Annotated in this window: 22 protein-coding genes; 3 read left to right on the top strand and 19 right to left on the bottom strand. The window is 38.3% G+C overall.

Annotated features, from left to right (window positions below; translation table 11 throughout):
- Positions 1-173: 173 nt before the first annotated feature.
- A complete protein-coding gene (locus HMPREF1654_RS00750; RefSeq protein ID WP_003078413.1) occupies positions 174-701 on the bottom strand; it encodes a Dps family protein in 528 nt (175 codons plus the stop codon).
- A 150-nt stretch (positions 702-851) separates the two neighbouring features.
- Between HMPREF1654_RS00750 and HMPREF1654_RS00745 the strand changes: the two genes are divergently transcribed.
- Positions 852-1535, top strand: coding sequence for a prepilin peptidase (locus HMPREF1654_RS00745; protein WP_003073610.1), 684 nt, complete (start codon positions 852-854; stop codon positions 1533-1535).
- On the opposite strand, the gene HMPREF1654_RS00740 is transcribed toward HMPREF1654_RS00745, so the two are convergent.
- The 9 genes from HMPREF1654_RS00740 to HMPREF1654_RS00700 all read right to left on the bottom strand — a co-directional run bounded on the left by HMPREF1654_RS00740 (position 1521) and on the right by HMPREF1654_RS00700 (position 8837).
- A complete protein-coding gene (locus HMPREF1654_RS00740) occupies positions 1521-2039 on the bottom strand; it encodes a VanZ family protein (protein WP_003078328.1) in 519 nt (172 codons plus the stop codon). The two genes, HMPREF1654_RS00745 and HMPREF1654_RS00740, sit on opposite strands and share 15 nt — an antisense overlap.
- Complete coding sequence (rlmN, locus tag HMPREF1654_RS00735; RefSeq protein ID WP_003078352.1) at positions 2032-3114, bottom strand: dual-specificity RNA methyltransferase RlmN; 1083 nt, start codon at positions 3112-3114, stop codon at positions 2032-2034. The genes HMPREF1654_RS00740 and rlmN overlap by 8 nt, the downstream gene beginning before the upstream one ends.
- Before the next feature lie 33 nt (positions 3115-3147).
- The gene (locus tag HMPREF1654_RS00730; RefSeq protein ID WP_004234076.1) at positions 3148-3711 is read right to left on the bottom strand and encodes a YutD family protein; all 564 of its coding nucleotides are present in this window, start codon (positions 3709-3711) and stop codon (positions 3148-3150) included.
- Positions 3712-3991: 280 nt separating this feature from the next.
- Complete coding sequence (locus HMPREF1654_RS00725; protein WP_003078259.1) at positions 3992-5047, bottom strand: SepM family pheromone-processing serine protease; 1056 nt, start codon at positions 5045-5047, stop codon at positions 3992-3994.
- Entirely contained in the window at positions 5028-5525 is a 498-nt protein-coding gene (coaD, locus tag HMPREF1654_RS00720) for a pantetheine-phosphate adenylyltransferase (protein ID WP_003078294.1), read from the bottom strand. The genes HMPREF1654_RS00725 and coaD overlap by 20 nt, the downstream gene beginning before the upstream one ends.
- Positions 5515-6054 (bottom strand): 16S rRNA (guanine(966)-N(2))-methyltransferase RsmD, encoded by a 540-nt coding sequence (rsmD, locus tag HMPREF1654_RS00715; protein ID WP_003078233.1) that lies wholly within the window; start codon positions 6052-6054, stop codon positions 5515-5517. Before rsmD ends, coaD begins: the two co-directional genes overlap by 11 nt.
- Positions 6055-6252: 198 nt before the next feature.
- Positions 6253-6795: a ribosome hibernation-promoting factor, HPF/YfiA family gene (hpf, locus tag HMPREF1654_RS00710; protein ID WP_003073626.1), complete on the bottom strand. Its 543-nt coding sequence runs from the start codon at positions 6793-6795 to the stop codon at positions 6253-6255.
- 78 nt (positions 6796-6873) lie between these two features.
- On the bottom strand, positions 6874-7539 hold the full coding sequence (locus HMPREF1654_RS00705) for a ComF family protein (protein ID WP_003078227.1): 666 nt from the start codon (positions 7537-7539) through the stop codon (positions 6874-6876).
- Positions 7536-8837, bottom strand: coding sequence for an ATP-dependent helicase ComFA (locus tag HMPREF1654_RS00700; RefSeq protein ID WP_003078363.1), 1302 nt, complete (start codon positions 8835-8837; stop codon positions 7536-7538). Before HMPREF1654_RS00700 ends, HMPREF1654_RS00705 begins: the two co-directional genes overlap by 4 nt.
- A gap of 56 nt (positions 8838-8893) precedes the next feature.
- Here HMPREF1654_RS00700 and HMPREF1654_RS00695 point away from each other — a divergent pair, with 56 nt between their 5' ends.
- Both HMPREF1654_RS00695 and cysK read left to right on the top strand, forming a co-directional pair.
- Entirely contained in the window at positions 8894-9529 is a 636-nt protein-coding gene (locus tag HMPREF1654_RS00695; protein WP_003073631.1) for a YigZ family protein, read from the top strand.
- A 98-nt stretch (positions 9530-9627) separates the two neighbouring features.
- Positions 9628-10557 carry a cysteine synthase A gene (gene cysK, locus HMPREF1654_RS00690; protein WP_004234070.1) on the top strand — a complete coding sequence of 310 codons (930 nt, stop codon included), beginning with the start codon at positions 9628-9630 and terminating at the stop codon, positions 10555-10557.
- A 359-nt stretch (positions 10558-10916) separates the two neighbouring features.
- Here the strand turns inward: cysK and HMPREF1654_RS00685 are convergent, their stop codons facing one another.
- The 9 genes from HMPREF1654_RS00685 to rlmD all read right to left on the bottom strand — a co-directional run bounded on the left by HMPREF1654_RS00685 (position 10917) and on the right by rlmD (position 20618).
- Positions 10917-13568, bottom strand: coding sequence for a valine--tRNA ligase (locus HMPREF1654_RS00685; RefSeq protein WP_003078269.1), 2652 nt, complete (start codon positions 13566-13568; stop codon positions 10917-10919).
- 21 nt (positions 13569-13589) lie between these two features.
- Positions 13590-14615 carry a hypothetical protein gene (locus HMPREF1654_RS00680; protein ID WP_003078405.1) on the bottom strand — a complete coding sequence of 342 codons (1026 nt, stop codon included), beginning with the start codon at positions 14613-14615 and terminating at the stop codon, positions 13590-13592.
- Complete coding sequence (locus HMPREF1654_RS00675) at positions 14612-15190, bottom strand: GNAT family N-acetyltransferase (RefSeq protein WP_003078428.1); 579 nt, start codon at positions 15188-15190, stop codon at positions 14612-14614. The genes HMPREF1654_RS00680 and HMPREF1654_RS00675 overlap by 4 nt, the downstream gene beginning before the upstream one ends.
- Positions 15191-15232: 42 nt before the next feature.
- On the bottom strand, positions 15233-15871 hold the full coding sequence (locus HMPREF1654_RS00670) for a hypothetical protein (RefSeq protein WP_014829584.1): 639 nt from the start codon (positions 15869-15871) through the stop codon (positions 15233-15235).
- Between the two features lie 173 nt (positions 15872-16044).
- Positions 16045-16764 carry a hypothetical protein gene (locus HMPREF1654_RS00665; protein ID WP_004234069.1) on the bottom strand — a complete coding sequence of 240 codons (720 nt, stop codon included), beginning with the start codon at positions 16762-16764 and terminating at the stop codon, positions 16045-16047.
- Between the two features lie 250 nt (positions 16765-17014).
- Positions 17015-17269 (bottom strand): DUF1912 family protein, encoded by a 255-nt coding sequence (locus HMPREF1654_RS00660; protein WP_003073643.1) that lies wholly within the window; start codon positions 17267-17269, stop codon positions 17015-17017.
- 10 nt (positions 17270-17279) lie between these two features.
- Positions 17280-18641: a DUF438 domain-containing protein gene (locus HMPREF1654_RS00655; RefSeq protein WP_003078369.1), complete on the bottom strand. Its 1362-nt coding sequence runs from the start codon at positions 18639-18641 to the stop codon at positions 17280-17282.
- Positions 18641-18874: a DUF1858 domain-containing protein gene (locus HMPREF1654_RS00650; RefSeq protein ID WP_003073647.1), complete on the bottom strand. Its 234-nt coding sequence runs from the start codon at positions 18872-18874 to the stop codon at positions 18641-18643. The genes HMPREF1654_RS00655 and HMPREF1654_RS00650 overlap by 1 nt, the downstream gene beginning before the upstream one ends.
- Before the next feature lie 364 nt (positions 18875-19238).
- Entirely contained in the window at positions 19239-20618 is a 1380-nt protein-coding gene (gene rlmD, locus HMPREF1654_RS00645; protein ID WP_003078284.1) for a 23S rRNA (uracil(1939)-C(5))-methyltransferase RlmD, read from the bottom strand.
- Between the last annotated feature and the right edge of the window lie 5 nt (positions 20619-20623).

Here is a 20623-nt window from a genome sequence, read left to right as displayed (position 1 = left end):
CACCAATTAGGTGGCTCTTATAGGGAGATTATTATGAAAAAGAAAAGTTTAGGATTTTATCAAATAAAGTTAGGAGGTCTTCATCTGATGGTATTAGTATAACGCTATCTCCTTAAACTTATCTTAAACTCTAAAAAATTTTTTTAATTTATTTTCTACTTTCAAAATTATATTTACAATCCTGGAACTTGTCCAATTTCTGCTGTCAACATCCAAATGTTCTTTTCCAAATCGGCTTTGGCACCAACAAAAATATCGTTCGTAACATCGTCTCCTTCTTCATCTGTTGCATCCAAAGCTTCTTGGTAAAGCTTCACCAAGTAACGGAAAATTTCGATAACACGTTCCAAACTTTCTTCTACACTCTTACTGAATTTTCCTTCTTTTTCTTCAATATTACTGTGTTGAATAAATTCACTCAACGTTGAATATGGAGTTCCGCCTAGAGTAATCAAACGTTCACTCACTTCATCCAATGTTGTATCCAAGTTTTCCATATATTCATCCATCTTAGGATGCCAAACCATGAAACCTGCTCCACGCATATACCAATGTACTTGGTGAAGAGCAATACGAGCAGTGTATAAATCTGCTACTGCTTGATTCAATACTGCTTTTGTTTTTGGAAGAGACTTATTCAAAGACTCAACATTTGAGAAAGTTGCAACATCTTTAGCTGCATCGTTTTTTACATCAATCATATCAATACCTCACTTTTATTTAGAATGATTCTAATTTTTATTATGATTTAATTATAATGTTTCTAAATAAGAAAGTCAACTAATTGAACTCATAAATTTCTTTTATTAGAGAAGTTGCAATTTTTTAGAATAATTTACGAATAAAAAAGTATGGTTCATTTTTATTTTTTCTTAGTTGGAAGTATTGTGGCTTCCTTTTTAGGCCTGGTCGTTGATCGCTTTCCTGAACAATCTATTATCGTTCCTTCCAGTCATTGCAATACTTGTGGACAAAAATTAACTCCACGTGATTTAGTCCCTATCCTCTCACAACTCATCAATCGTCTACGTTGTCGCTTTTGTGGTGAAAAAATTCCCATCCGCTACATTCTCCTAGAACTAACTGGTGGTTGTCTCTTTCTTGTAACGTCTTTAGGCTATCTAAACATCAACCAGCTCATCCTGCTTGTATCTGGGATGACCTTATCCCTTTATGATCAGAGACATCAAGAGTATCCTCTGCTTATTTGGCTATTTTCCCATGTCCTTCTTCTCTTTTTAACTGGTTTCAATCTTTTGATGGCTATTTTTTTAGCCCTTGGAATTTTAACTCATTTCATTGATTTGCGCATTGGAGCGGGAGATTTTCTTTTTCTAGCATCCTGTTCAGCGATTTTTAATCTCACAGAAGTTCTCCTTGTTCTTCAAATTTCCAGCATCATCGGCCTGTTCCTTTTTTGTTTAAAGTCAAGAAAAGACAGATTAGCATTTATTCCCTGTCTTTTTGGTGCTAGCAGCATTCTGATTTTGATAAAATTCGTTGTTTTCCACCAAAATATTTTATGCCTTATTTAACAACTGCTTTAAAAAAAATTTATAAAACAGAAAAGCGATATAACCACCTAATGTATTTGTCCATAAATCATCTATTTCAAAAACACGATTGGCATCAATCAAAAAATCTAGCAACATCTGCGTGCATTCAATAAAAAGGCTCATTGCGAAACTAACAACGAGCACGCGTTTAGTCCTCCGAAGCTTAGGAAAAAGCCAAAGCAGTTGAAAAATCAACGGGCTGAGCAAAAAAACATTCATTACATTTTGTGCAAAAACCTTAACTAATTGAAGGAGAGATGTAATTTGTCCAAGATTAACAAAAGAATTGAAAGGAATAAGGAGAACTACGAGACGACCAAAGTGCTGAATTCCAGGCGTCTCCATTCCTTTTTCTGGCACTTGAGGAAGAAAACACATGAGGCACAATAAGATAGTGTAGAAAATAATTCCCGAAATAAGAAAAGCACGGCTCTTAACAGTTAATTCACCGTCCGATTTCAACAGATGACTATTCTTAAGCATGGTTAGTAAGAGTTTTTTCTTTGTCTTGCTTTATGGTATTTGACCGCAATTGACCACAAGCTGCATCAATATCAGTGCCATGTTCTTGACGGACAACACAATTGACCCCATTCTTTTTCAAAGTGTCATAAAAAGCCATTACACGCTCCTTGGGACTACGACTGTATTGATCATGTTCACTAACAGGATTATAGGGGATTAAGTTGACATAAGATAATTTCTTGATGTTTTTGAGCAATTCAGCCAATTCTAGTGCCTGTTCTACTCCATCATTGACTTTATTTAACATAATGTATTCAAAAGTCACTCGGCGGTTGGTCGTTTCAATATAATATTCAATCGCCGCAAATAGTTTTTCAATCGGAAATGCACGATTAATTTTCATAATGCTGGAACGCAAATCATTATTAGGAGCATGAAGAGAAACTGCTAAATTAACCTGCACTCCTTCATTTGCAAAATCACGAATTTTATGCGCTAATCCTGAAGTAGAAACAGTAATGTGGCGAGCACCAATGGCTAGCCCTTTGTCATCATTGACAGTGCGCACAAATTTGAGAACATTGTCATAGTTATCAAAAGGCTCTCCAATCCCCATGACCACAATATGACTAACTCGCTCACCTTGTCCTCTCTCATCAAAATATTTTTGTACCAACATAATCTGAGACATAATCTCTCCGTTATTCAAGTCACGCTGCTTTTTAATTAGTCCACTAGCACAAAATGTACAGCCAATGTTACAACCCACCTGAGTGGTTACACAAACTGAAAGCCCATAATGTTGACGCATCAAAACAGTTTCAATCAGCATACCATCGGGTAGTTCAAACAGATACTTTACTGTCCCGTCTGCAGACTCTTGTACAATTCTTTGCTCCAGCGGATTAACGACAAATTCATCATCCAATTTTGTTAACAAATCCTTTGAAATATTAGTCATTTCTGTGAAAGATTGAACCCGTTTGCGATAGAGCCACTCCCAAATTTGAGTGGCTCGAAATTTCTTTTCTCCCTTACTTTCTATCCAATCTATCAAATCCTGACGAGTCAAACTATAAATTGATGGTTTCATTTTCTTCCTCTTCGTTTCCGTTCTCAGCCTCTATTATTTTTGCCGAATGACAAAATGATGCTGATTGTTTGTCTGTTGCTTCTCTTCACTTGTTCTTCTTGCTTTTTGTTTTTGATTTTGCCGTCTGCTACGCTGACGATTTTCACGTTTAGGTTGTTCCTGTTCTTTACGGAAACGAGCTTGCTTAGAACGGCGTGGTTTTATCTCATTTTCTTTTTTGTGGTGAGATTTTTTATCAAAGGACGCTCGACGCGGTTTCAAATTTTCCAAAACAAAATAAGCACAGCCATAATTGCAGTATTCTAACAAATAATCTTCTAAGCGACTGATTTTTTCCTCGCTTTCATTTGCCTTGTCATCTTTATAAAATCCACGCAAACGTAGCTGCTCGTTCCCCCAGTCACCAACAATATAATCAAATTTTGTTAAAATATTGGAAAAACGCTGATTAAAAGCTGTAACGTCAAAGCCTTCCTTGTAGTTATCCACTAAGTCAAATTCGATTGTCTCAGTCAACACTTTTGTTCCTATTTGCCGAAATTCTGGCCCAGGAAATTTATTGTAATTATATAATTCAGGTGCAATTTCTTTTCGCATAGTTATCCTTTATAAACGTTATTTACTTATCTTACATTATTTTACCATAAAAAGAAGTGTTTTTGACAGTTGAAATATGGAAAGAGGAAAGGGAGTAAGACAGAAATCGGTATTTCATAAGAAATCGATTTTGTCCCACTCCCACAAATTTGAGTAAATCTGTAAAAGCTGATAGCCTCAACACATTAGAAATTACTCAACTATTGCATTGTATTCTTTGAAACTGAAAACCTTCGTCTCAGCCTCGTATTGCCAACTGGTTCTTTTAGTTTTTTCATTTTTAAGATTTCTTGGTGCGTTTGAGGTAATCAATAGCATCTTGCAAGTTCTTGACAGGTACAATTTTCATTTTGGTTTTAATTTTTTTAGCAGTTTCCAAAGCTGTTTCATAATTTGTTTTCGCTTTAGAATTGGCTTTTTTAGCTTCTTTGGTGACTGGATTATTTGGTGCAAAGAAAATTTCTGCACCATTTTTGGCTGCTGAAACCACCTTTTTATCAATGCCTCCAATATCGCCAACTTTTCCTTCACGGTCAATTGAGCCCGTACCAGCAATATTTCTACCGTCTCTTAATGTTGGTTCAGCAATCTGTGTATAAATTGCCAAACTAAACATCAAGCCCGCACTTGGTCCGCCAATTCCCGCAGTTGAGAATTCAATCGGTATACTACTTGTAACCTCTGTCCGGTCAATCAAGCTAATACCAATTCCATTTTTCCCATTTTCAAGTTTGATGATTTTACCTATAGCAGATTTTTTCTGACCGTCTTCAACATAATTTACTTTTACCTTACTACCAATCTTCTGTGAACCTACATAATCAATCAAGTCTTTTGAACTACTAAAAGTCTTATCATTCACACCTGTCACAGTATCTGCAATATTTAAAATGCCCTTAAAGGTTGAGTTTTTGGTAACTTGTAACACATAGACGCCCAAATATTTCAGGCTGATATCCTTTCCTGCTTTTTTTAACCCTTGATATTTGGCTAAGTTTTGTGATGTTTCCATATAAAATTGATTGATTCGCATATATTCTTTATCGGAAGTTCCGCCAGTCAAATCTTTCGCTGAATAAATATCTGTAAAAGGGGTCAGCCAAGCATAAACTAAATGAGCAAAGGTAGCATGCTGAATCCCAACTGTCACAAAATTGTAAGAACCTTTTTCCTTATCTTCTTTGTTATCCACACGCAAAACCTGACGGACGTCTGCTGCACTACCTGGTACTTCAATATAATAAGGCAGAGGAACTACAAAAGAGATAAAAAGAAGGACCAACCCTACCACAAATACTATCGGCCATTTTTTAAATTTATTTCTTGTTTTTTTCATCTTGTTTCTTTAACTCCTTTACGACAATTTCGGGCACATACTTTGAAATATCCTGCTCAAAAGCAATCAATTCACGAATCCTTGACGAGCTGATATGTTGATAATTTGGCTTACTCATCAAAAAAATGGTGTCCAGTTCAGGTGCCAATTCATAATTGAAAAAATTAAGATTTCTCTCATATTCCAAATCTTGACCATTTCGTAGCCCCCGCACAAAAGTTGTTACTCCTAACTTTCTCGCCACTTCCACTGCCAATTCGTCATGAGAAGTAACAATGTTTACATTCTCCAAATGAGATAGAGCATCTATAACCATTTTTTCTTTTGCTTCAATACTGAAAAAACTCTTTTTTTCAAGATTATAAAAAACACCAACATAAAGGCTGTCAAAGAGTTTACTAGCTCGCTCAATCAAATCCACATGTCCTTTTGTAATCGGGTCAAAAGAACCCGCAAATAATCCAATTTTATTTGACATATACCGTTACCTTTGAAATTCCATATATTTTCTGCTTCCAGATGCCTAACCCTGCAATTTCTTCCGGTAAATCCACCGACTTATCTGTTTCACAAACAATTAATGCATCATTGCTTAGAAGCTCTCGTTCAGCCATTTTTTCAATATCTGTAACAATCTGTTCTTTTGCATAAGGCGGATCCAACAGAACTAGATCAAAATGTCCTATAATGCGCTCAAGCGATTGGTTAGCCTCCATTTTAAGCAGTTCAAATCGTTCTTCTTCCCTAGTCATCTTGAGATTTTGGTTAATAATAGCTTGCGCTCTGCGATCTTTTTCAACCAAAATGGCGGAAGCCATTCCTCGCGAAATAGCTTCAATCGCTAAACTGCCGCTGCCTGCATACAAGTCCAACACTCGTCCTCCGTCAAAATAAGGACCAATCATATTAAAAATGGCTCCCTTAACCTTATCTGTCGTTGGTCTAGTCGTTTTACCTGCTAGCGTTTTGAGAGGACGTCCCCCATATTTCCCTGCTACAACTCTCATAAAGAATATTATAACAAAATCTCTAAAGAATGTATCAGTTTTTCTTCTGTGATAGCTGTAGGTCATTTATTTTTTTCTGTTCAACGTTTTGATTGTAAGTCAAATAGACTAATTCTCAATCCATTTTTACAGCTTCCTTAAGCAGATTGCAAACCAAATGAAAATCCTCTGATATAAAACCAGAGGATTGATTATTGCTTATCTTACTTCTAGCAAACCAATATCTCCATCTTCACGACGATACAGAACATTGGTTGTGTTATCTTCTACATCAGTATAGATGAAAAAGTCATGTCCCAATAAATCCATTTGAAGAAGAGCTTCTTCTAAATCCATTGGTTTCAAGTCAATTTGTTTCGAACGAACGACCTTTGCAGGCGCAGTTTCCACTTCTTCAACAACGGCATCTGTAAACAACTGGCTAGTTGATTTTTTATTACGGTTTTTACGTTCAATTTTTGTTTTATTTTTACGAATTTGACGTTCAATTTTATCTGTTACCAAGTCAATAGAACCATACATATCTTGAGAAACATCTTCTGCCCGAAGAGTGATTGAACCAAGGGGGATGGTTACTTCAACCTTAGCTGTCTTTTCACGATATACTTTCAAGTTTACACGCGCATCCAATTCTTGATCAGCTTGGAAATATTTCTCGATTTTTTCAAGTTTAGAAACTACATAATCACGAAGAGCTTCTGTTACTTCTAGGTTCTCACCACGGATACTATATTTAATCATATAAGTACCTTCTTTCTAAGCATTTTGTTTTTCTTTACTTTATTATAACGCTTTCATTCTTTTTTTGCAAATTTTTCGTTACCTTGCCAATGAAAATGTCATAATTTCTTTCACTCCCGCTTCCACTAAAATTTCCTTTGCTAACTGTAGGGTTGAGCCAGTCGTATAAATGTCATCTAGCAAAAGAACTTTTGTCGGAGGCTGAACACTGTCTTTCAGTTTAAAACACTGCTGACTTTGCAAACGCTCCTTTCTTGTCTTACTTGATTGAGCAATCGTATCATACTTTTCTAAAATTTCTCTAAACGGCAACTTTGTCCCCTCAAGGAGAGCTGTTACTTGGTTGAAGCCTCGCTTCTGGTACTTTTCACTACTTACAGGAATAGGAACAAGTGTATAATCGCTATAGGCTTTTAATTCTTTTTGCAAAATCTCTGTAAATACAGAATAAAGAGCATAATCTCCTTGAAATTTATATTGACTAAAGAAGTCTTTCATAGCTTCATTATAAACAAAACAACTTTTATGAGAAACTTCTTTTCCTTTTTCCAGCCATACTTGGCAATCTACACAGATTTCACTTGTTCCATCCCGATAACACTTAGGACAATGCTGCTCTGAAATACGCTGAAATTTGTCAAAGCAGGCATCACAAGCCCTTATTTTTGGCTTAGTCAAGGACAATAAATCACAAAATGTCAGTTTTTCGCCAAGAGAATTGTCACATAAAACACATACATTCATAAACCAGCCTCCTGATTCATCGCCTTAATTTCCTGAATAGCTCGTTCAATAGCAAAATTGGTCCCATCATGAAAAAAGAGCAGCTCACCTGTCGGACGATCCATACTGCGACCAACGCGTCCAGCTATTTGTACCAGAGCACTGCGACTAAACAAACGGTGGTTAGCCTCCACCACAAAAACATCTACACAAGGAAAAGTCACACCACGTTCTAGAATTGTCGTTGTTACTAAAATTGTAATCTCTTTTTGTCGAAATTTCTCTACAATATCGAGTCGATTTTCAGTCGTTGAGGCTACAAAGCCAACGTTCTCACTGGAAAAATAACTTTGGAGAACCTCTGCCAATTCTTGTCCTCTTTTAATCTCAGAAGCAAAAATGAGAAGAGGAAAACCTGTTTTTCTTTGCTTTTTAACAAATTGTTCCAACTTAGGAACTAGCTTTTTTTGATTCAGGTATTTTTGAAAATTTTCCAACCAAACTTTTTTAGGAACAATTAAAGGGTTACCATGAAAACGTCTAGGGAGACTTAAGCGGTTCAACTCTCCCTTGCTAACTTTTTTATCCAGCTCATCTGTAGAGGTTGCCGTTAGAAATATTATAGTACTTTGCTCTTTTACTGATTGTGTAACGGCATGGTAAAGCATCGGATTATCCACATAAGGAAAGGCGTCCACCTCGTCAACAATAAGAAGATCAAATGCTCGGTAAAATTTGAGAAGCTGATGCGTTGTGGCAATCACAAGAGGACTGCGAAAATAAACTTCTGATTCACCGTGCAGGAGTGCAATATCACAACTAAAATCTTCTTGCAATCTGCGATGTAGTTCTAGACAGACATCAATTCGAGGGCTAGCCAAGCAAACTGCACCACCTTCATTGATAACTTGTGCCACCACTTGATAAATCATTTCCGTCTTTCCGGCTCCCGTGACAGCATGAACCAGGCTATTTTTTTGTTTGGCAACTGCCTCTACAAGACCTTGAGAAACCTTAGCTTGGTAATCTGTTAACCTTCCTTCCCATGTCAAAACATTCGTTTTTGGGAACTCTGCTTGTGGAAAATAGTAGAGTTTTTCATCACTTCTGACCCTTCCTAATCGCACACATGACCTGCAATAATAAGCACCTATTGGTAGTTGCTGTTTTTCTTTATTAACTACTTGTCCACAACGATTGCACCATAATTTCCCCTTTTTTTCTATCATTCCCGACAATGTTTGAGCTTGTTGCTGCAATCCTAATGGTAATTGGCTTCTTGTAAAGATACGACCTAAATAGTCTTGTAATTCTATCATATCTATTTATTCGGAAAAATTTTGGCAAAATACAAGTTTTTTTGTAAAATGAAGATATGGAGTTTAGAACAATCAAAGAGGACGGACAAGTCCAAGAAGAAATCAAAAAATCGCGCTTTATTTGTCACATCAAGCGTGTAACAACAGAGGACGAAGCACGAAATTTTATTCAGGCTGTCAAAAAAGAACACTACAAAGCTACTCATAACTGCTCTGCCTTTATATTAGGAGAGCGGAGTGAAATGAAGCGAAGTAGCGATGATGGAGAACCAAGTGGGACTGCTGGTGTACCTATGTTAGGCGTTTTAGAAAATCAGCAACTAACTAATGTCTGTGCTGTCGTGACACGCTATTTTGGTGGTATCAAGCTAGGGGCAGGAGGTCTTATTCGGGCGTATAGCAGCAACGTTGCTTTAGCTATCAAAGAAATCGGGATCGTCCATATAAAAGAACAGCTTGGGCTGAGAATCGCTCTCTCTTACAGTCAATATCAAGAATTACCCAATTTTCTTAAAGCTAACCATTTACAAGAACAAGATACATCCTTTACAGAACAAGTCCAAACGACCATTTTCGTTGATAAAAACGATAAGGACAGCATGATAGAAGGGTTAATTGAGTTGTTTAATGGAAAAGTCGACATTACTGATCAAGGGTTGCGGAAAGTCGAAGTTCCGGTACCTTCATCCTAACGATTAACATAAGCTATCGCATTGATAGTTTTTTTATATTTTACAAAGATTTCTTTTCGTTTTATACTGTTTCTATCACTATTATTGAGGTATCATTTATGGCACAAATTTATCATAACATTACAGAACTCATCGGAAATACTCCTATCGTGAAATTAAACAGGCTTGTTCCAGAAGGTGCTGCTGATGTCTATGTCAAACTAGAGGCTTTCAATCCGGGGTCGTCCGTCAAAGACCGCATTGCTCTCAGCATGATTGAGACTGCTGAGCAAGAAGGCTTGATTCAGCCAGGTGCAACCATTGTCGAAGCAACCAGTGGAAATACCGGAATTGGTTTGTCTTGGGTTGGTGCTGCAAAAGGTTATAAGGTTGTTATTGTCATGCCAGAAACTATGAGTGTTGAACGTCGCAAAATTATCCAAGCTTACGGTGCAGAATTGGTACTAACTCCCGGAAGCGAAGGAATGCCGGGAGCGATTGCCAAAGCTGAAGAAATTGCTAAAGAACGAAACGGCTGGCTACCACTTCAGTTTAACAACCCAGCTAATCCAGAAATACACGAAAGAATAACAGGAGCAGAAATTATTGCTGCTTTCGGTAAGAAAGGTTTGGATGCCTTTGTCGGAGGAGTTGGCACAGGTGGTACCATTTCTGGTGTTTCTCATGCTCTCAAAAAAGTCAATCCAGATATACAAGTTTATGCAGTTGAAGCAGATGAGTCCGCTATCCTGTCCGGTGAGGAGCCTGGGCCTCACAAGATTCAGGGTATTTCTGCTGGTTTTATCCCAGAAACACTAGACACTCAAGCTTACGACAATATTGTTCGCGTTACTTCTAATCAAGCACTTGAACTTGGACGTCGTATCGGTGGACAAGAAGGTTTTCTGGTAGGTATTTCTTCTGCTGCAGCTATTTATGCTGCACTTGAAGTAGCCAAAAAACTAGGAACAGGTAAAAAAATTCTAGCTCTTGCTCCAGATAATGGCGAACGCTATTTATCAACAGATCTTTATAATGTTGAAGTTTAAACGTCTAATCATCCGTAAATACAAGACCAATCACAATTTTAAACTTGCAAATGGGTTAAAAAAACAGCTCTACTGTTGAGCTGCTTTTTTGTTGAAGTAATGTTGACTTATTTGTTGGAAATATAGGGAACTTTATTATTTCAGATACTCTACCTATTTGTTTCACATTCATAATGCGCTAAAATCATTTCATCACTTACCTCTCAATGAGTACTTTCCATAAAGTTTCGCAATAATATTGTAACACTTTTTAAAACTTTTGAAAACGAATACATTATATTTAAAATAATCAAAACATAATTCCTATTAATGGTCATAAGTCCATAAGAAAACACGGCTTTTACACCGTGTTTCTATGTTTATTTTAGGAGTTTTTTCATCTCTTTAATCCGTTCCACTGTGGCGTCGTATTTGGCTTGGTAATCAGCTTGTTTTTGTCGCTCTTTCTCGACGATTTCGGGTTTAGCGTTGGCGACGAAGCGTTCGTTACTTAGTTTCTTGCCAACCATGTCTAGTTCTTTTTGCCATTTGACCAGTTCTTTGTTGAGGCGGGCTAATTCTTCTTCGACGTTGAGCAAGCCTGCCAGCGGCAGGAAGATTTCTGCACCTGTGATAACTGCTGACATGGCTAGTTCTGGGGTGGCAATGGCAGAGCTGATTTCAAGTGTTTCTGGGTTTGTGAAGCGTTTGATGTAGTTGACATTGGCTTTGAAGAAGTCTTCCAAGTTGCTATCGCTTGTTTTGACAAGGATGGTGATAGGTTTGCTTGGAGCAACATTGACTTCTGCACGCGCATTACGTACAGTTCGAATCAGGTCTTTGAGACTTTCCACGCCAGAATGCGCCGTTTGATTTTCAAAAGCAGGATTAACAGTTGGATAAGCTGCTGTCACGATCGAACCATCTGCGTATTGACCGAAGATTTCTTCTGTAACAAATGGCATGATAGGATGGAGAAGACGCAGGATTTTGTCCAAGGTGTAAAGGAGGACCGAACGCGTAATAACTTTTTCAGCCTCATCTTCACTGTAAAGGACTTCTTTGGTCAGCTCAACATACCAATCGGCAAATTCATCCCATATGAAGTTGTAAAGAATATGACCAGCTATACCGAATTCGAACTTGTCGAAATTTTCGGTGACTTTGGCAATGGTTTCATTGAGATTATGAAGAATCCAGCGGTCCGTCACATTACCAGCTTTTCCCTCTACCACCAAAGCAACATTCTGGCTAGCTTGGTCAAGGGTCAAACCGTCATTGTTCATGAGAATATAGCGGGAAATGTTCCAAACTTTGTTAATGAAATTCCAGGCAGCATCCATCTTTTCATAAGAGAAACGCACGTCTTGACCCGGTGCAGAGCCATTTGAAAGGAACCAACGCAGACTATCCGTACCATATTTTTCGATAACATCCATAGGGTCAATGCCGTTGCCGAGAGATTTAGACATCTTGCGGCCTTGTTCGTCACGGATAAGGCCATGGATGAGGGCATTTTTGAATGGCGACTTGCCGGTAAATTCCAAACCTTGGAAAATCATCCGAGATACCCAGAATGGGATAATATCATAGCCAGTCACCAAGGTTGATGTTGGATAATAGCGCTTGAAGTCTGCAGACTCCACATCCGGCCAACCCATGGTTGAAAACGGCCAAAGAGCTGAGCTGAACCAAGTGTCCAGCACGTCTGGATCTTGCATCCAATCATCACCTTCTGGAGCCTCTTCGCCCACATAGATTTCGCCATCTGCATTGTACCAAGCAGGGATTTGGTGACCCCACCAGAGCTGACGAGAAATTACCCAGTCGTGCACATTTTCCATCCATTGAAGGAAAGTATCGTTGAAACGTGGTGGGTAGAATTTCACTTTGTCATCAGTATCTTGGTTGGCAATGGCATTCTTAGCCAATTGGTCCATCTTGACAAACCACTGGGTAGACAAACGTGGCTCGACCATAACGCCAGTCCGCTCTGAGTGACCAACACTGTGAACACGTTTTTCGATTTTGACAAGAGCGCCGATTTCTTCCAGTTTCTTCACAGTTGCCTTGCGGGCTTCAAAGCGATCCATGCCAGAGAATTCACCAGCCAAATCGTTCATAGTTCCGTCATCATTCATGACATTGACTTGTGGCAGGTTATGACGTTGACCAACGAGGAAGTCGTTAGGGTCATGGGCAGGCGTGATCTTAACAACACCTGTTCCAAATTCTGGATCAGCATGTTCATCTGCCACAATTGGAATCAGCTTATTAATGATTGGTAAGATTACATTTTGTCCAATCAGATCTTTGTAACGATCATCATTTGGATTGACAGCGACAGCCGTATCTCCAAACATGGTCTCTGGACGCGTGGTCGCAACCTCTAAACTGCGTGAGCCATCTTCCAGCATGTAGTTCATGTGGTAGAAGGCACCTTCCATGTCCTTGTGGATGACCTCGATATCAGACAAAGCTGTGCGTGCCTTAGGGTCCCAGTTGATGATAAATTCGCCGCGGTAAATCCAATGTTTTTTATAGAGTTCTACGAAAACCTTGCGGACCGCTTTAGACAAGCCTTCATCAAGGGTGAAACGTTCCCGCGAATAATCGACGGAAATCCCCATCTTGCCCCACTGCTCTTTGATAGTAGCAGCGTATTCGTCCTTCCATTCCCAGACCTTATCCAAGAATTTTTCACGGCCAAGGTCATAGCGGGAAATGCCATCTTCAGCCAAACGGGCTTCTACTTTGGCTTGCGTAGCAATCCCAGCATGATCCATTCCTGGTAGCCAGAGCGTGTCAAAGCCCTGCATGCGCTTCTGACGGATAATAATATCCTGCAAAGTCGTGTCCCAAGCGTGACCAAGGTGCAATTTCCCCGTCACATTTGGTGGTGGAATAACGATAGAATACGGATGAGCTTTCTTATCGCCAGAAGGCTTGAAAACATCCTCATCTAACCATTTTTGATAACGCCCAGCTTCTACTTCTGCTGGATTGTATTTTGGTGAAAGTTCTTTAGACATGTGTATGCCCTTTCTATTTTGTTATTTTTTTACAATTTTAATAATACGTTTTTCATTATTTCGATATTGTAAATATAATTTGGGATGCAACAGATAATTTGGTCTTTTCTGCTTCCTTAATTTTCTTAGCAATTTTTTTCTTTTTTTTTGCAAAGATACTAGTGAATTTGAATTAAAATACTGATTGTAAATTCTGTTTTCTAATAGATTAATAGTATTTGATAACCGAACCCATTCTTTAGGCTTCTGTTTTTTCAATATATGTCTCTCTACTTCTCTAATATAGTCATCCTCAATCGAAACCAGCGAACTTAAGAAATATACTTCATAGGCTAACAAACCTACAAAAGCAATCATGCCAAAAGATATTTTTAGTAAATTAAAAATTGTAGCTAATATAATTATTGTTATTATATATGGGAATGCGTATAGTAAACAAAAAACCCAAACCCTTTCATTTTCGTTCTTTGAAGGATTAACTTTAATAGCTTTTGTTACTATAGGTTGAAAAATGATAAGTATCAATGATATCATTGATAAAATCAAGTAAATAAAAGAAATCTTAAATGCTAATATACAGGCATAAAAATTCGCCAATAGTAGTGTAACATAGAGTAATTTATCAAAAAAAGTCGAGGGCTTAAACTTTATCTCACTCTTAGAACGTTCCCAATCATACTTTAACAAGAGATTGATATATAACGATAATTTATCAAAATCTATTTCATCAATCTCATTATTTAGTAAATCCCATATATGTCCATCATTCATAAAGTACATCTTTGAATTCTTGACTTCTCTATTTTTTCCATATGGATTAATTTGAGTTTTTAATCGGGAAATTGCTAATTTTCGTTCCTCTTCAGATACACTATTTAAGTCAACTAGGATACCTTTCATACCTTTTCGCCATTCAGAACGTTCTCTTGTTATAAAATCTAAATTATTCTTTTTGTTAGCTTGAACAAATGTAAATATCGTGCTTATAATTGTACTGATTCCAACTGCACTTATAATGGAAATTATTTGATCAGTGGTTAAATTCATCTTCTCTCCTCCCACTCACTCCTCAGCAATCCATATATCAGACCGTCACAGCGATTGCCTTGGGCATCTTTACGGTCTCGGATGCGAGCTTCGAGGGTAAAGCCTAATTTTTCCGCTACTCGTTTACTTTGCAGGTTATAACCAAAGCAAGTCAGCTCAATCTTATGAAGACCTAGTTCTTTAAAAGCCAGATCAATCAAGGCACGCGCCGCTTCTGAAACATAGCCTCGTCCCCAATAATCTGGGTGTAAAACATAGCCAATCTCCAGTACATCATCTTCATGTCGATGATTAAAATCAACAGAGCCAACGATGTTATCTGTTCCTTTGATGACAATTCCGTAGCCAGCTGGGAGATTGTCCTTTTGATTGCGTTTAGGAAGGACATGCTCCAGATAATAAATCTCATCTTCCAAGGTTTTGACGGGAGGAAAGCCTGCTGGGTAGGAGACCTCTGGCCGACTGGCGTAGTCGAAAATATCCTCGGCATCAGCTACCGTTCGCTGACGTAATATCAGGCGTTCCGTTTCAACTTTTGGGAGCTCTTTACCATTATATGCTTCAAGAATTTTCATATTCTACTTCCTTACGTTAATCAAATTATCTTATCGATTGGCTTATTTATTTTCTGACCATGTAGTTTCAATATAGGCAAGCTGTTTGACAAAAGCATCGCTCTTTTTATTTCCTTCAAGTGAAATGAGATAGACGCGATCACTCTTCTTCGTCTTAAAAATCCATGCACATAGTATTTTCCCATCAGACTTGAGAGCGCCATAGACTTGATAAGCCCGATAAGAATCCTTTGTCCGATAATCTGTGATAGTTGCTCTAGATCCAGTCAAACCTTGAAAATTCCCAGTTTTATCCATCATTCCAAAATAATTGTCAGCTACCTGTTTAACTACTACATCATCAATCGCACCAATCCCAAGCTTTTGTTTTGTATAGCCATTCATGGTGACAATTGTATAAGCATCTGTTGCTGAGTATTGATAGGAATCACTTCCATTTAAGTCTTTAAATCTTACCCAATCCTTTGGAACAAAGACATAGCCGACCCGATCATTTCCAATCTGTTGCATATCCTTTAACGGATTATCTTGCTCTTTTTTAGAGACTTTCTTGGTGGTTGAGGTTGTTGTTTCTGTAGTCGGATGCTTCTTGCCTTTCCCAGAATTCCCTTGCGAACTACAGGCTACAAGACCTGGTATGAGTATCACTGTACAAACTAAAACGAATAATTTCTTTTTCATAACTGTTCCAAATGCTCTCAATTAAATCGAGCACCTTTTCCTTTCAATTTATCATTTGGTATCCTTAACCAGAAATGAGTTCTCCTATCTGCATCTACCAGTCAGATCCAAACCTTTCATTTTTGATTGATTTTTATCGTCACATTCTTCTAAACTCGGTTCATTATCCTCCTTTACTCTTTGTCTTTTACAAGTGAAAAAATTGTCTGATAATACTCCATGCTACTAAATGTTTGGTAGTAAAGCCGACTAGTATCAAGAACAAACCGCCGCTGATTTTTATTAAGTTCTGCAACAATTCTTTTTAGCTTTTTCACCTCATTAACTGAAAAACCATTGACGTGGTAATAAGCAAGAGTGATGTGTGGTGTAAAGGGATAAGGCAACCTTCTGACATCATCAACCAACTCGTACAAGCCCCTCAATATTTTATAATCTGACTCGCTTACTGGCACCAAGCCCATCACCAAACTCGTATTGCACATATTAAAAATAAAATGGCTTGTCATCTTAATCGTTTTGTGAGCCAATGGCTTATCATTCAAGCTCTTTTCGATCCGTTGGCGATTCTGTTCTAAATCACTAGTTAACTCACTGAATTGCGATCCACTTGACAAATCATGTAAGGTCATATGATAGCTAGAGACAGGAAAATTTTCTGCAAAGCAACCAGGTGCTTCATCATAAAGTTTTTTGACAATTTCAGCTAGCCAAATCTTATCTTTAGTCGCCAAATCAAAGACAACTGTATCTCCATAGAAGGCACAAAAAGTATTATCTGAATTGACCTTCTCTGTTACACAAGAATTAGGCAGAAAATTCGTTTCTGCTATAGACAATTCTGCTTGTTCAAACGAAGCTACCCTCTTTAAAAATTCTGCGTAAGTCTCCATCAATCAGCCCTTTCCAAGCTACAAACAAAAATTCGCCCCTGCCATATCTATGACAGGGACGAATGCAACTCCGCGGTACCACCCAATTTCGGGCAGATGCCCGCAGCTTTGTTTATTTCATTGTATCTTATCATCACATCAGCAACCAGTTTTGACGCATTCGTGGACTTCTCAGCACCGCCACTTTCTGTAAAATGCTTGACTCAAAACACCTCTGATGAACTTATTCTAACACCTTTCCAGTGAAAAATCAATAATTTCTCTCTCCAAAAAGTCCATCTGGCAAGTCATGAAATCCTTTACCTTCTTGATAGTTGGCAAATTTCCCTAATAGAAACTGATAAGCATCCAGGCGACTCTCGTAACGAATAGCTGCTTCCTTAGCTCGTTCATCTTTGTCTTCTTCATAGACCTTCTGACTTTCTTCAAGAGCCATTTCATTAATTGTTACTTGAGTCTTGACCCAAGTTTCAAAATCCCTTAAAAATTCCTGTTCGTATGTCATCATACTCCTTCTAATCTACTCCTCGGTAGAAGTCTTCTTCAATATCACGGAAAGGCTGAATATCTTGGACATATTCCAATACACCTTGAAACTCTCCTGCTTTATCTCGTACTGCCGCATAAGTCACATGAACAAACTTACCTCGCGATTCTGACTTGAACCACATAACAAACTTATCTCGTTTGCCTTCACGTAATTCTTTAAAAATAAAGCGCACCTTCTCTAAAAATTTAGGTGGGTGACACAGTTCTACATTGCGTCCAACCTGACTCGGCATCCGCTTGAAGATCATCTCCTCAGCTGGAACGCTGTCATTATAATATTGGAAAATATCTTCCTTATTGACAAAAGTAATTTCCATCGGCAAATGATTCAGAATCAGATTTGCCTGGTTTACTGATAAATAACCATTGCCAAATGGCAGCTGAGTTTCTCGGCTCATTGCTGCTGCATTTTGTTCTTTTGGCTTAAAGGAAATGGTGAACTGTCCCTCGGGTGTCTCAATAACTTGCTGAATTGTGCCATCTGACACCAACTCATCATTTGCTACCGCTTCGCTTTTATTCTTCTCAACAGTCCTCTTTTCCTCCTCCGAGAATGATTGGCGAACTGGCATCCATTTCTCAGTCGGCTTGATAATTGCATAATCGTAAACATCACTTCCTTCTGCCACTTTCAGCCAATCATCCTGCGTGAAGGATTCCAGCAAAATCATAAGTAGGATTGACTCTTCCTTAAAAATCATCGCTTCGAACTCAGCTGCAAAATTTTCAAATTTCTCACGAACTTGCTCAATCCCTAGATTGGTCAAATTTTCAACAGCAGTTTTTGCCTCTTGAAAAAGATCCCGAATCTGGTCGTCTACCCCCCACATCACCTTAGGCGGAGAATCATGTCCATAGCTCTCCATGATTGGAAACATTAGTTCTTCTTTACGCTTATAGTGCCGATCAAATTGTTCTACTAAGCTTAACTGCCGCTTCAATCCTTTACGAATCTCCATCAGCATTTCTTCATCATCAGATCGCTCATAAGTATCCAGTAGCCTACGTACCCGCATGAGAGCTGCCCGTAAAGCTAAATTTTCCTGCTTGAAAATCTGGACCGGATGTCCCGGATGATCCGTATCAGCAATTTCAACCTCTTTGACTGCTCCTTTAAACAGATTTGCATGCACATTACAAAGAGACATGACATCCTCAAAAGTCACACCTGTATCTGAAGTCATCAACTCATGCTCCATCAAGCTAATTTCAATAGCCGAAACACCTGTAAAATGCTTATTAAATTCTTCTTGAACGGCTTCTGCCTTTGCGCCATGATGCAGATCAAGCAAAATATTCTTTAAAATTTCAATTCGTTCATCTGCCATTAGTCAAGCCCCACTACTTCATAGCCATTGGCTTCTAAAGTCAGAACAATTTTTTCCATCGGTGTACCTTCCAGCTTAGAACCTTGCTTTAAGGATACTTTCCGACCAACCGTATTGCGCATAATTGGGTTGGCAAGCGGCTTAAAGCCGAGCTCCACTAAAATTTCTAACACTTCTGGGTGCTTATCAATTACTTCTGCCACAGGAATTGATACATCAATGATGTTATCCATTTTTCACCTCGTGAACATTTTTCTATTATTATAACACAAAAAGCGGTTGCTTTCTAAGCAAAATCAAAGCGATCTTTCTCTTTGCTCGATTCTATTTTTTAATCAATCATCTATCAGTTGGCTATTCCTGATTCAGAAGCAGGTGGTTTAGGGATTATCGCTTCAGTTGGCACAGATAGATAACATCACATTTATAGCAGCCACTTTGCTAATTTTATCTGCAAACTCCAACAGACCCTCGAGCTGTTGGAGCAAAGTAAATAACAGTATACATCTTTCCATCCTCTGCTTCAAGAGCTACTACAACATGAGTTGTGTAAACAAAGAGTGATTCCTCTGCAAATTATAGAGTTTCTTAGCTTCTTCATACATTTTTTTCTATCCACAAATCATCTTTCCTTACCAATTTAACCACAGCCTCGGTTCGAGCTGTGTGCGGAAACATATCTACTGATTGGATATAGTGGACATTGTAAACCTTGCTGAGTGTGACTAAGTCCCTTGCCAGAGTAGAGACATTACAGGAGACATAAACCATTTTCTTAGGTGCATAACGAACAATCGTCTCTAGTAGCCTTTCATCCAAGCCCGTCCGAGGCGGATCCACAATCAAAGCATCTGCCCGATAGCCTTCTTTGTACCAGCGAGGAATAATGCTTTCCGCAGTTCCAGCCTCATAATATGTATTACCAAACCCCATTTTCTTAGCATTTCGCTTCGCATCTTCAATTGCTTCTGGTACGATATCCATCCCACGAAGAGATTTTACTTTTGTAGCAAAAGCAAAGCCAATCGTTCCCACACCACAGTATGCATCAATCAAATGATCTTCCGAATTGACATCCAAGGCCTTAAGTGCTTCACTGTAAAGCACCTCTGTCTGCTCTGGATTGAGCTGGTAAAAAGCCCTAGGTGATAAGGAAAACTCGTAATCCAAAACACCTTCTTGAATTGTCTCTTTTCCCCAGATAATTTCCGTCTTATCTCCATAAATTTCACTTGATTTTGTCGTATGGTAATTGACCGCTACTGTATCTACTTCTGGAAATTCTGAGGTTAAATCTCGAATAACTGGCGAAAAATCCAACTTTTTTCCTGTAATAAAAATTATCTGTACTTGACCAGTTTTCCGAGCCCTCCGAATCATAACCGTCCGAATGCCAGCATTTTTTCTCTCATCATAGATAGGAAAACGGTACTTTCCCAAAAGAATAGCTACTTTATTGATAATGCTTTGCGTTACTTTATCTTGTACCAGACAATTTTTCAAAGAAATCAGATAATGGGAATTCTGCGCATAAAGACCCGTTTTGACGCTCCCCTTAAATTTCCGTGTTTGAAACTGCAACTTAGCTCGATAATATTGAGGAGTTTGCATACCAATCGTTGGACGAATCTCGTAGTTTTCATAACCAGCTGGTGCAAATTTTTTCAAAGCCTGCCGCAATAAATCCGTCTTAAACTCTAACTGTTTATCATAATGCAAGTGCATAATTTGGCAGCCTCCGCATTTTTCATAAATCTCACAAGGCGGCTCTACTCGATACTTAGAATGCTTATTAATCGTCAAGAGCTTTGCTTCGACAAAATTGCGCTTAACCGTCGTAACTTGACAAAAAATATCCTCACCTTTTAAAGCACCTGGTACAAAGACTAAGGTCTTTTTATAAAATCCAATCCCTTCCCCATTAATTCCCATTTTCTTAATTTTTAAAGGGATTCTTTGCTTTACTTTCAAACTCATAAGCC

This window comes from Streptococcus intermedius SK54 = ATCC 27335 (assembly GCF_000413475.1).
Classification (GTDB): domain Bacteria; phylum Bacillota; class Bacilli; order Lactobacillales; family Streptococcaceae; genus Streptococcus; species Streptococcus intermedius.
This window is presented reverse-complemented; position numbering and strand designations above follow the sequence as displayed.

What these genes read in the sequence shown, in the direction of transcription:
- HMPREF1654_RS00725 (WP_003078259.1), bottom strand. Translation starts at nt 5,047, where the DNA reads ATGAAAAAAACAAGAAATAAATTTAAAAAATGGCCGATAGTATTTGTG.
- rsmD (WP_003078233.1), bottom strand. Translation starts at nt 6,054, where the DNA reads ATGAGAGTTGTAGCAGGGAAATATGGGGGACGTCCTCTCAAAACGCTA.
- HMPREF1654_RS00680 (WP_003078405.1), bottom strand. Translation starts at nt 14,615, where the DNA reads ATGAATTTAACCACTGATCAAATAATTTCCATTATAAGTGCAGTTGGA.
- HMPREF1654_RS00730 (WP_004234076.1), bottom strand. Translation starts at nt 3,711, where the DNA reads ATGCGAAAAGAAATTGCACCTGAATTATATAATTACAATAAATTTCCT.
- HMPREF1654_RS00750 (WP_003078413.1), bottom strand. Translation starts at nt 701, where the DNA reads ATGATTGATGTAAAAAACGATGCAGCTAAAGATGTTGCAACTTTCTCA.
- HMPREF1654_RS00685 (WP_003078269.1), bottom strand. Translation starts at nt 13,568, where the DNA reads ATGTCTAAAGAACTTTCACCAAAATACAATCCAGCAGAAGTAGAAGCT.
- HMPREF1654_RS00660 (WP_003073643.1), bottom strand. Translation starts at nt 17,269, where the DNA reads ATGACATACGAACAGGAATTTTTAAGGGATTTTGAAACTTGGGTCAAG.
- HMPREF1654_RS00655 (WP_003078369.1), bottom strand. Translation starts at nt 18,641, where the DNA reads ATGGCAGATGAACGAATTGAAATTTTAAAGAATATTTTGCTTGATCTG.
- cysK (WP_004234070.1), top strand. Translation starts at nt 9,628, where the DNA reads ATGGCACAAATTTATCATAACATTACAGAACTCATCGGAAATACTCCT.
- HMPREF1654_RS00695 (WP_003073631.1), top strand. Translation starts at nt 8,894, where the DNA reads ATGGAGTTTAGAACAATCAAAGAGGACGGACAAGTCCAAGAAGAAATC.
- HMPREF1654_RS00670 (WP_014829584.1), bottom strand. Translation starts at nt 15,871, where the DNA reads ATGAAAAAGAAATTATTCGTTTTAGTTTGTACAGTGATACTCATACCA.
- HMPREF1654_RS00675 (WP_003078428.1), bottom strand. Translation starts at nt 15,190, where the DNA reads ATGAAAATTCTTGAAGCATATAATGGTAAAGAGCTCCCAAAAGTTGAA.
- HMPREF1654_RS00665 (WP_004234069.1), bottom strand. Translation starts at nt 16,764, where the DNA reads ATGGAGACTTACGCAGAATTTTTAAAGAGGGTAGCTTCGTTTGAACAA.
- hpf (WP_003073626.1), bottom strand. Translation starts at nt 6,795, where the DNA reads ATGATTAAATATAGTATCCGTGGTGAGAACCTAGAAGTAACAGAAGCT.
- HMPREF1654_RS00650 (WP_003073647.1), bottom strand. Translation starts at nt 18,874, where the DNA reads ATGGATAACATCATTGATGTATCAATTCCTGTGGCAGAAGTAATTGAT.
- rlmD (WP_003078284.1), bottom strand. Translation starts at nt 20,618, where the DNA reads ATGAGTTTGAAAGTAAAGCAAAGAATCCCTTTAAAAATTAAGAAAATG.
- coaD (WP_003078294.1), bottom strand. Translation starts at nt 5,525, where the DNA reads ATGTCAAATAAAATTGGATTATTTGCGGGTTCTTTTGACCCGATTACA.
- HMPREF1654_RS00745 (WP_003073610.1), top strand. Translation starts at nt 852, where the DNA reads ATGGTTCATTTTTATTTTTTCTTAGTTGGAAGTATTGTGGCTTCCTTT.
- HMPREF1654_RS00740 (WP_003078328.1), bottom strand. Translation starts at nt 2,039, where the DNA reads ATGCTTAAGAATAGTCATCTGTTGAAATCGGACGGTGAATTAACTGTT.
- HMPREF1654_RS00700 (WP_003078363.1), bottom strand. Translation starts at nt 8,837, where the DNA reads ATGATAGAATTACAAGACTATTTAGGTCGTATCTTTACAAGAAGCCAA.
- HMPREF1654_RS00705 (WP_003078227.1), bottom strand. Translation starts at nt 7,539, where the DNA reads ATGAATGTATGTGTTTTATGTGACAATTCTCTTGGCGAAAAACTGACA.
- rlmN (WP_003078352.1), bottom strand. Translation starts at nt 3,114, where the DNA reads ATGAAACCATCAATTTATAGTTTGACTCGTCAGGATTTGATAGATTGG.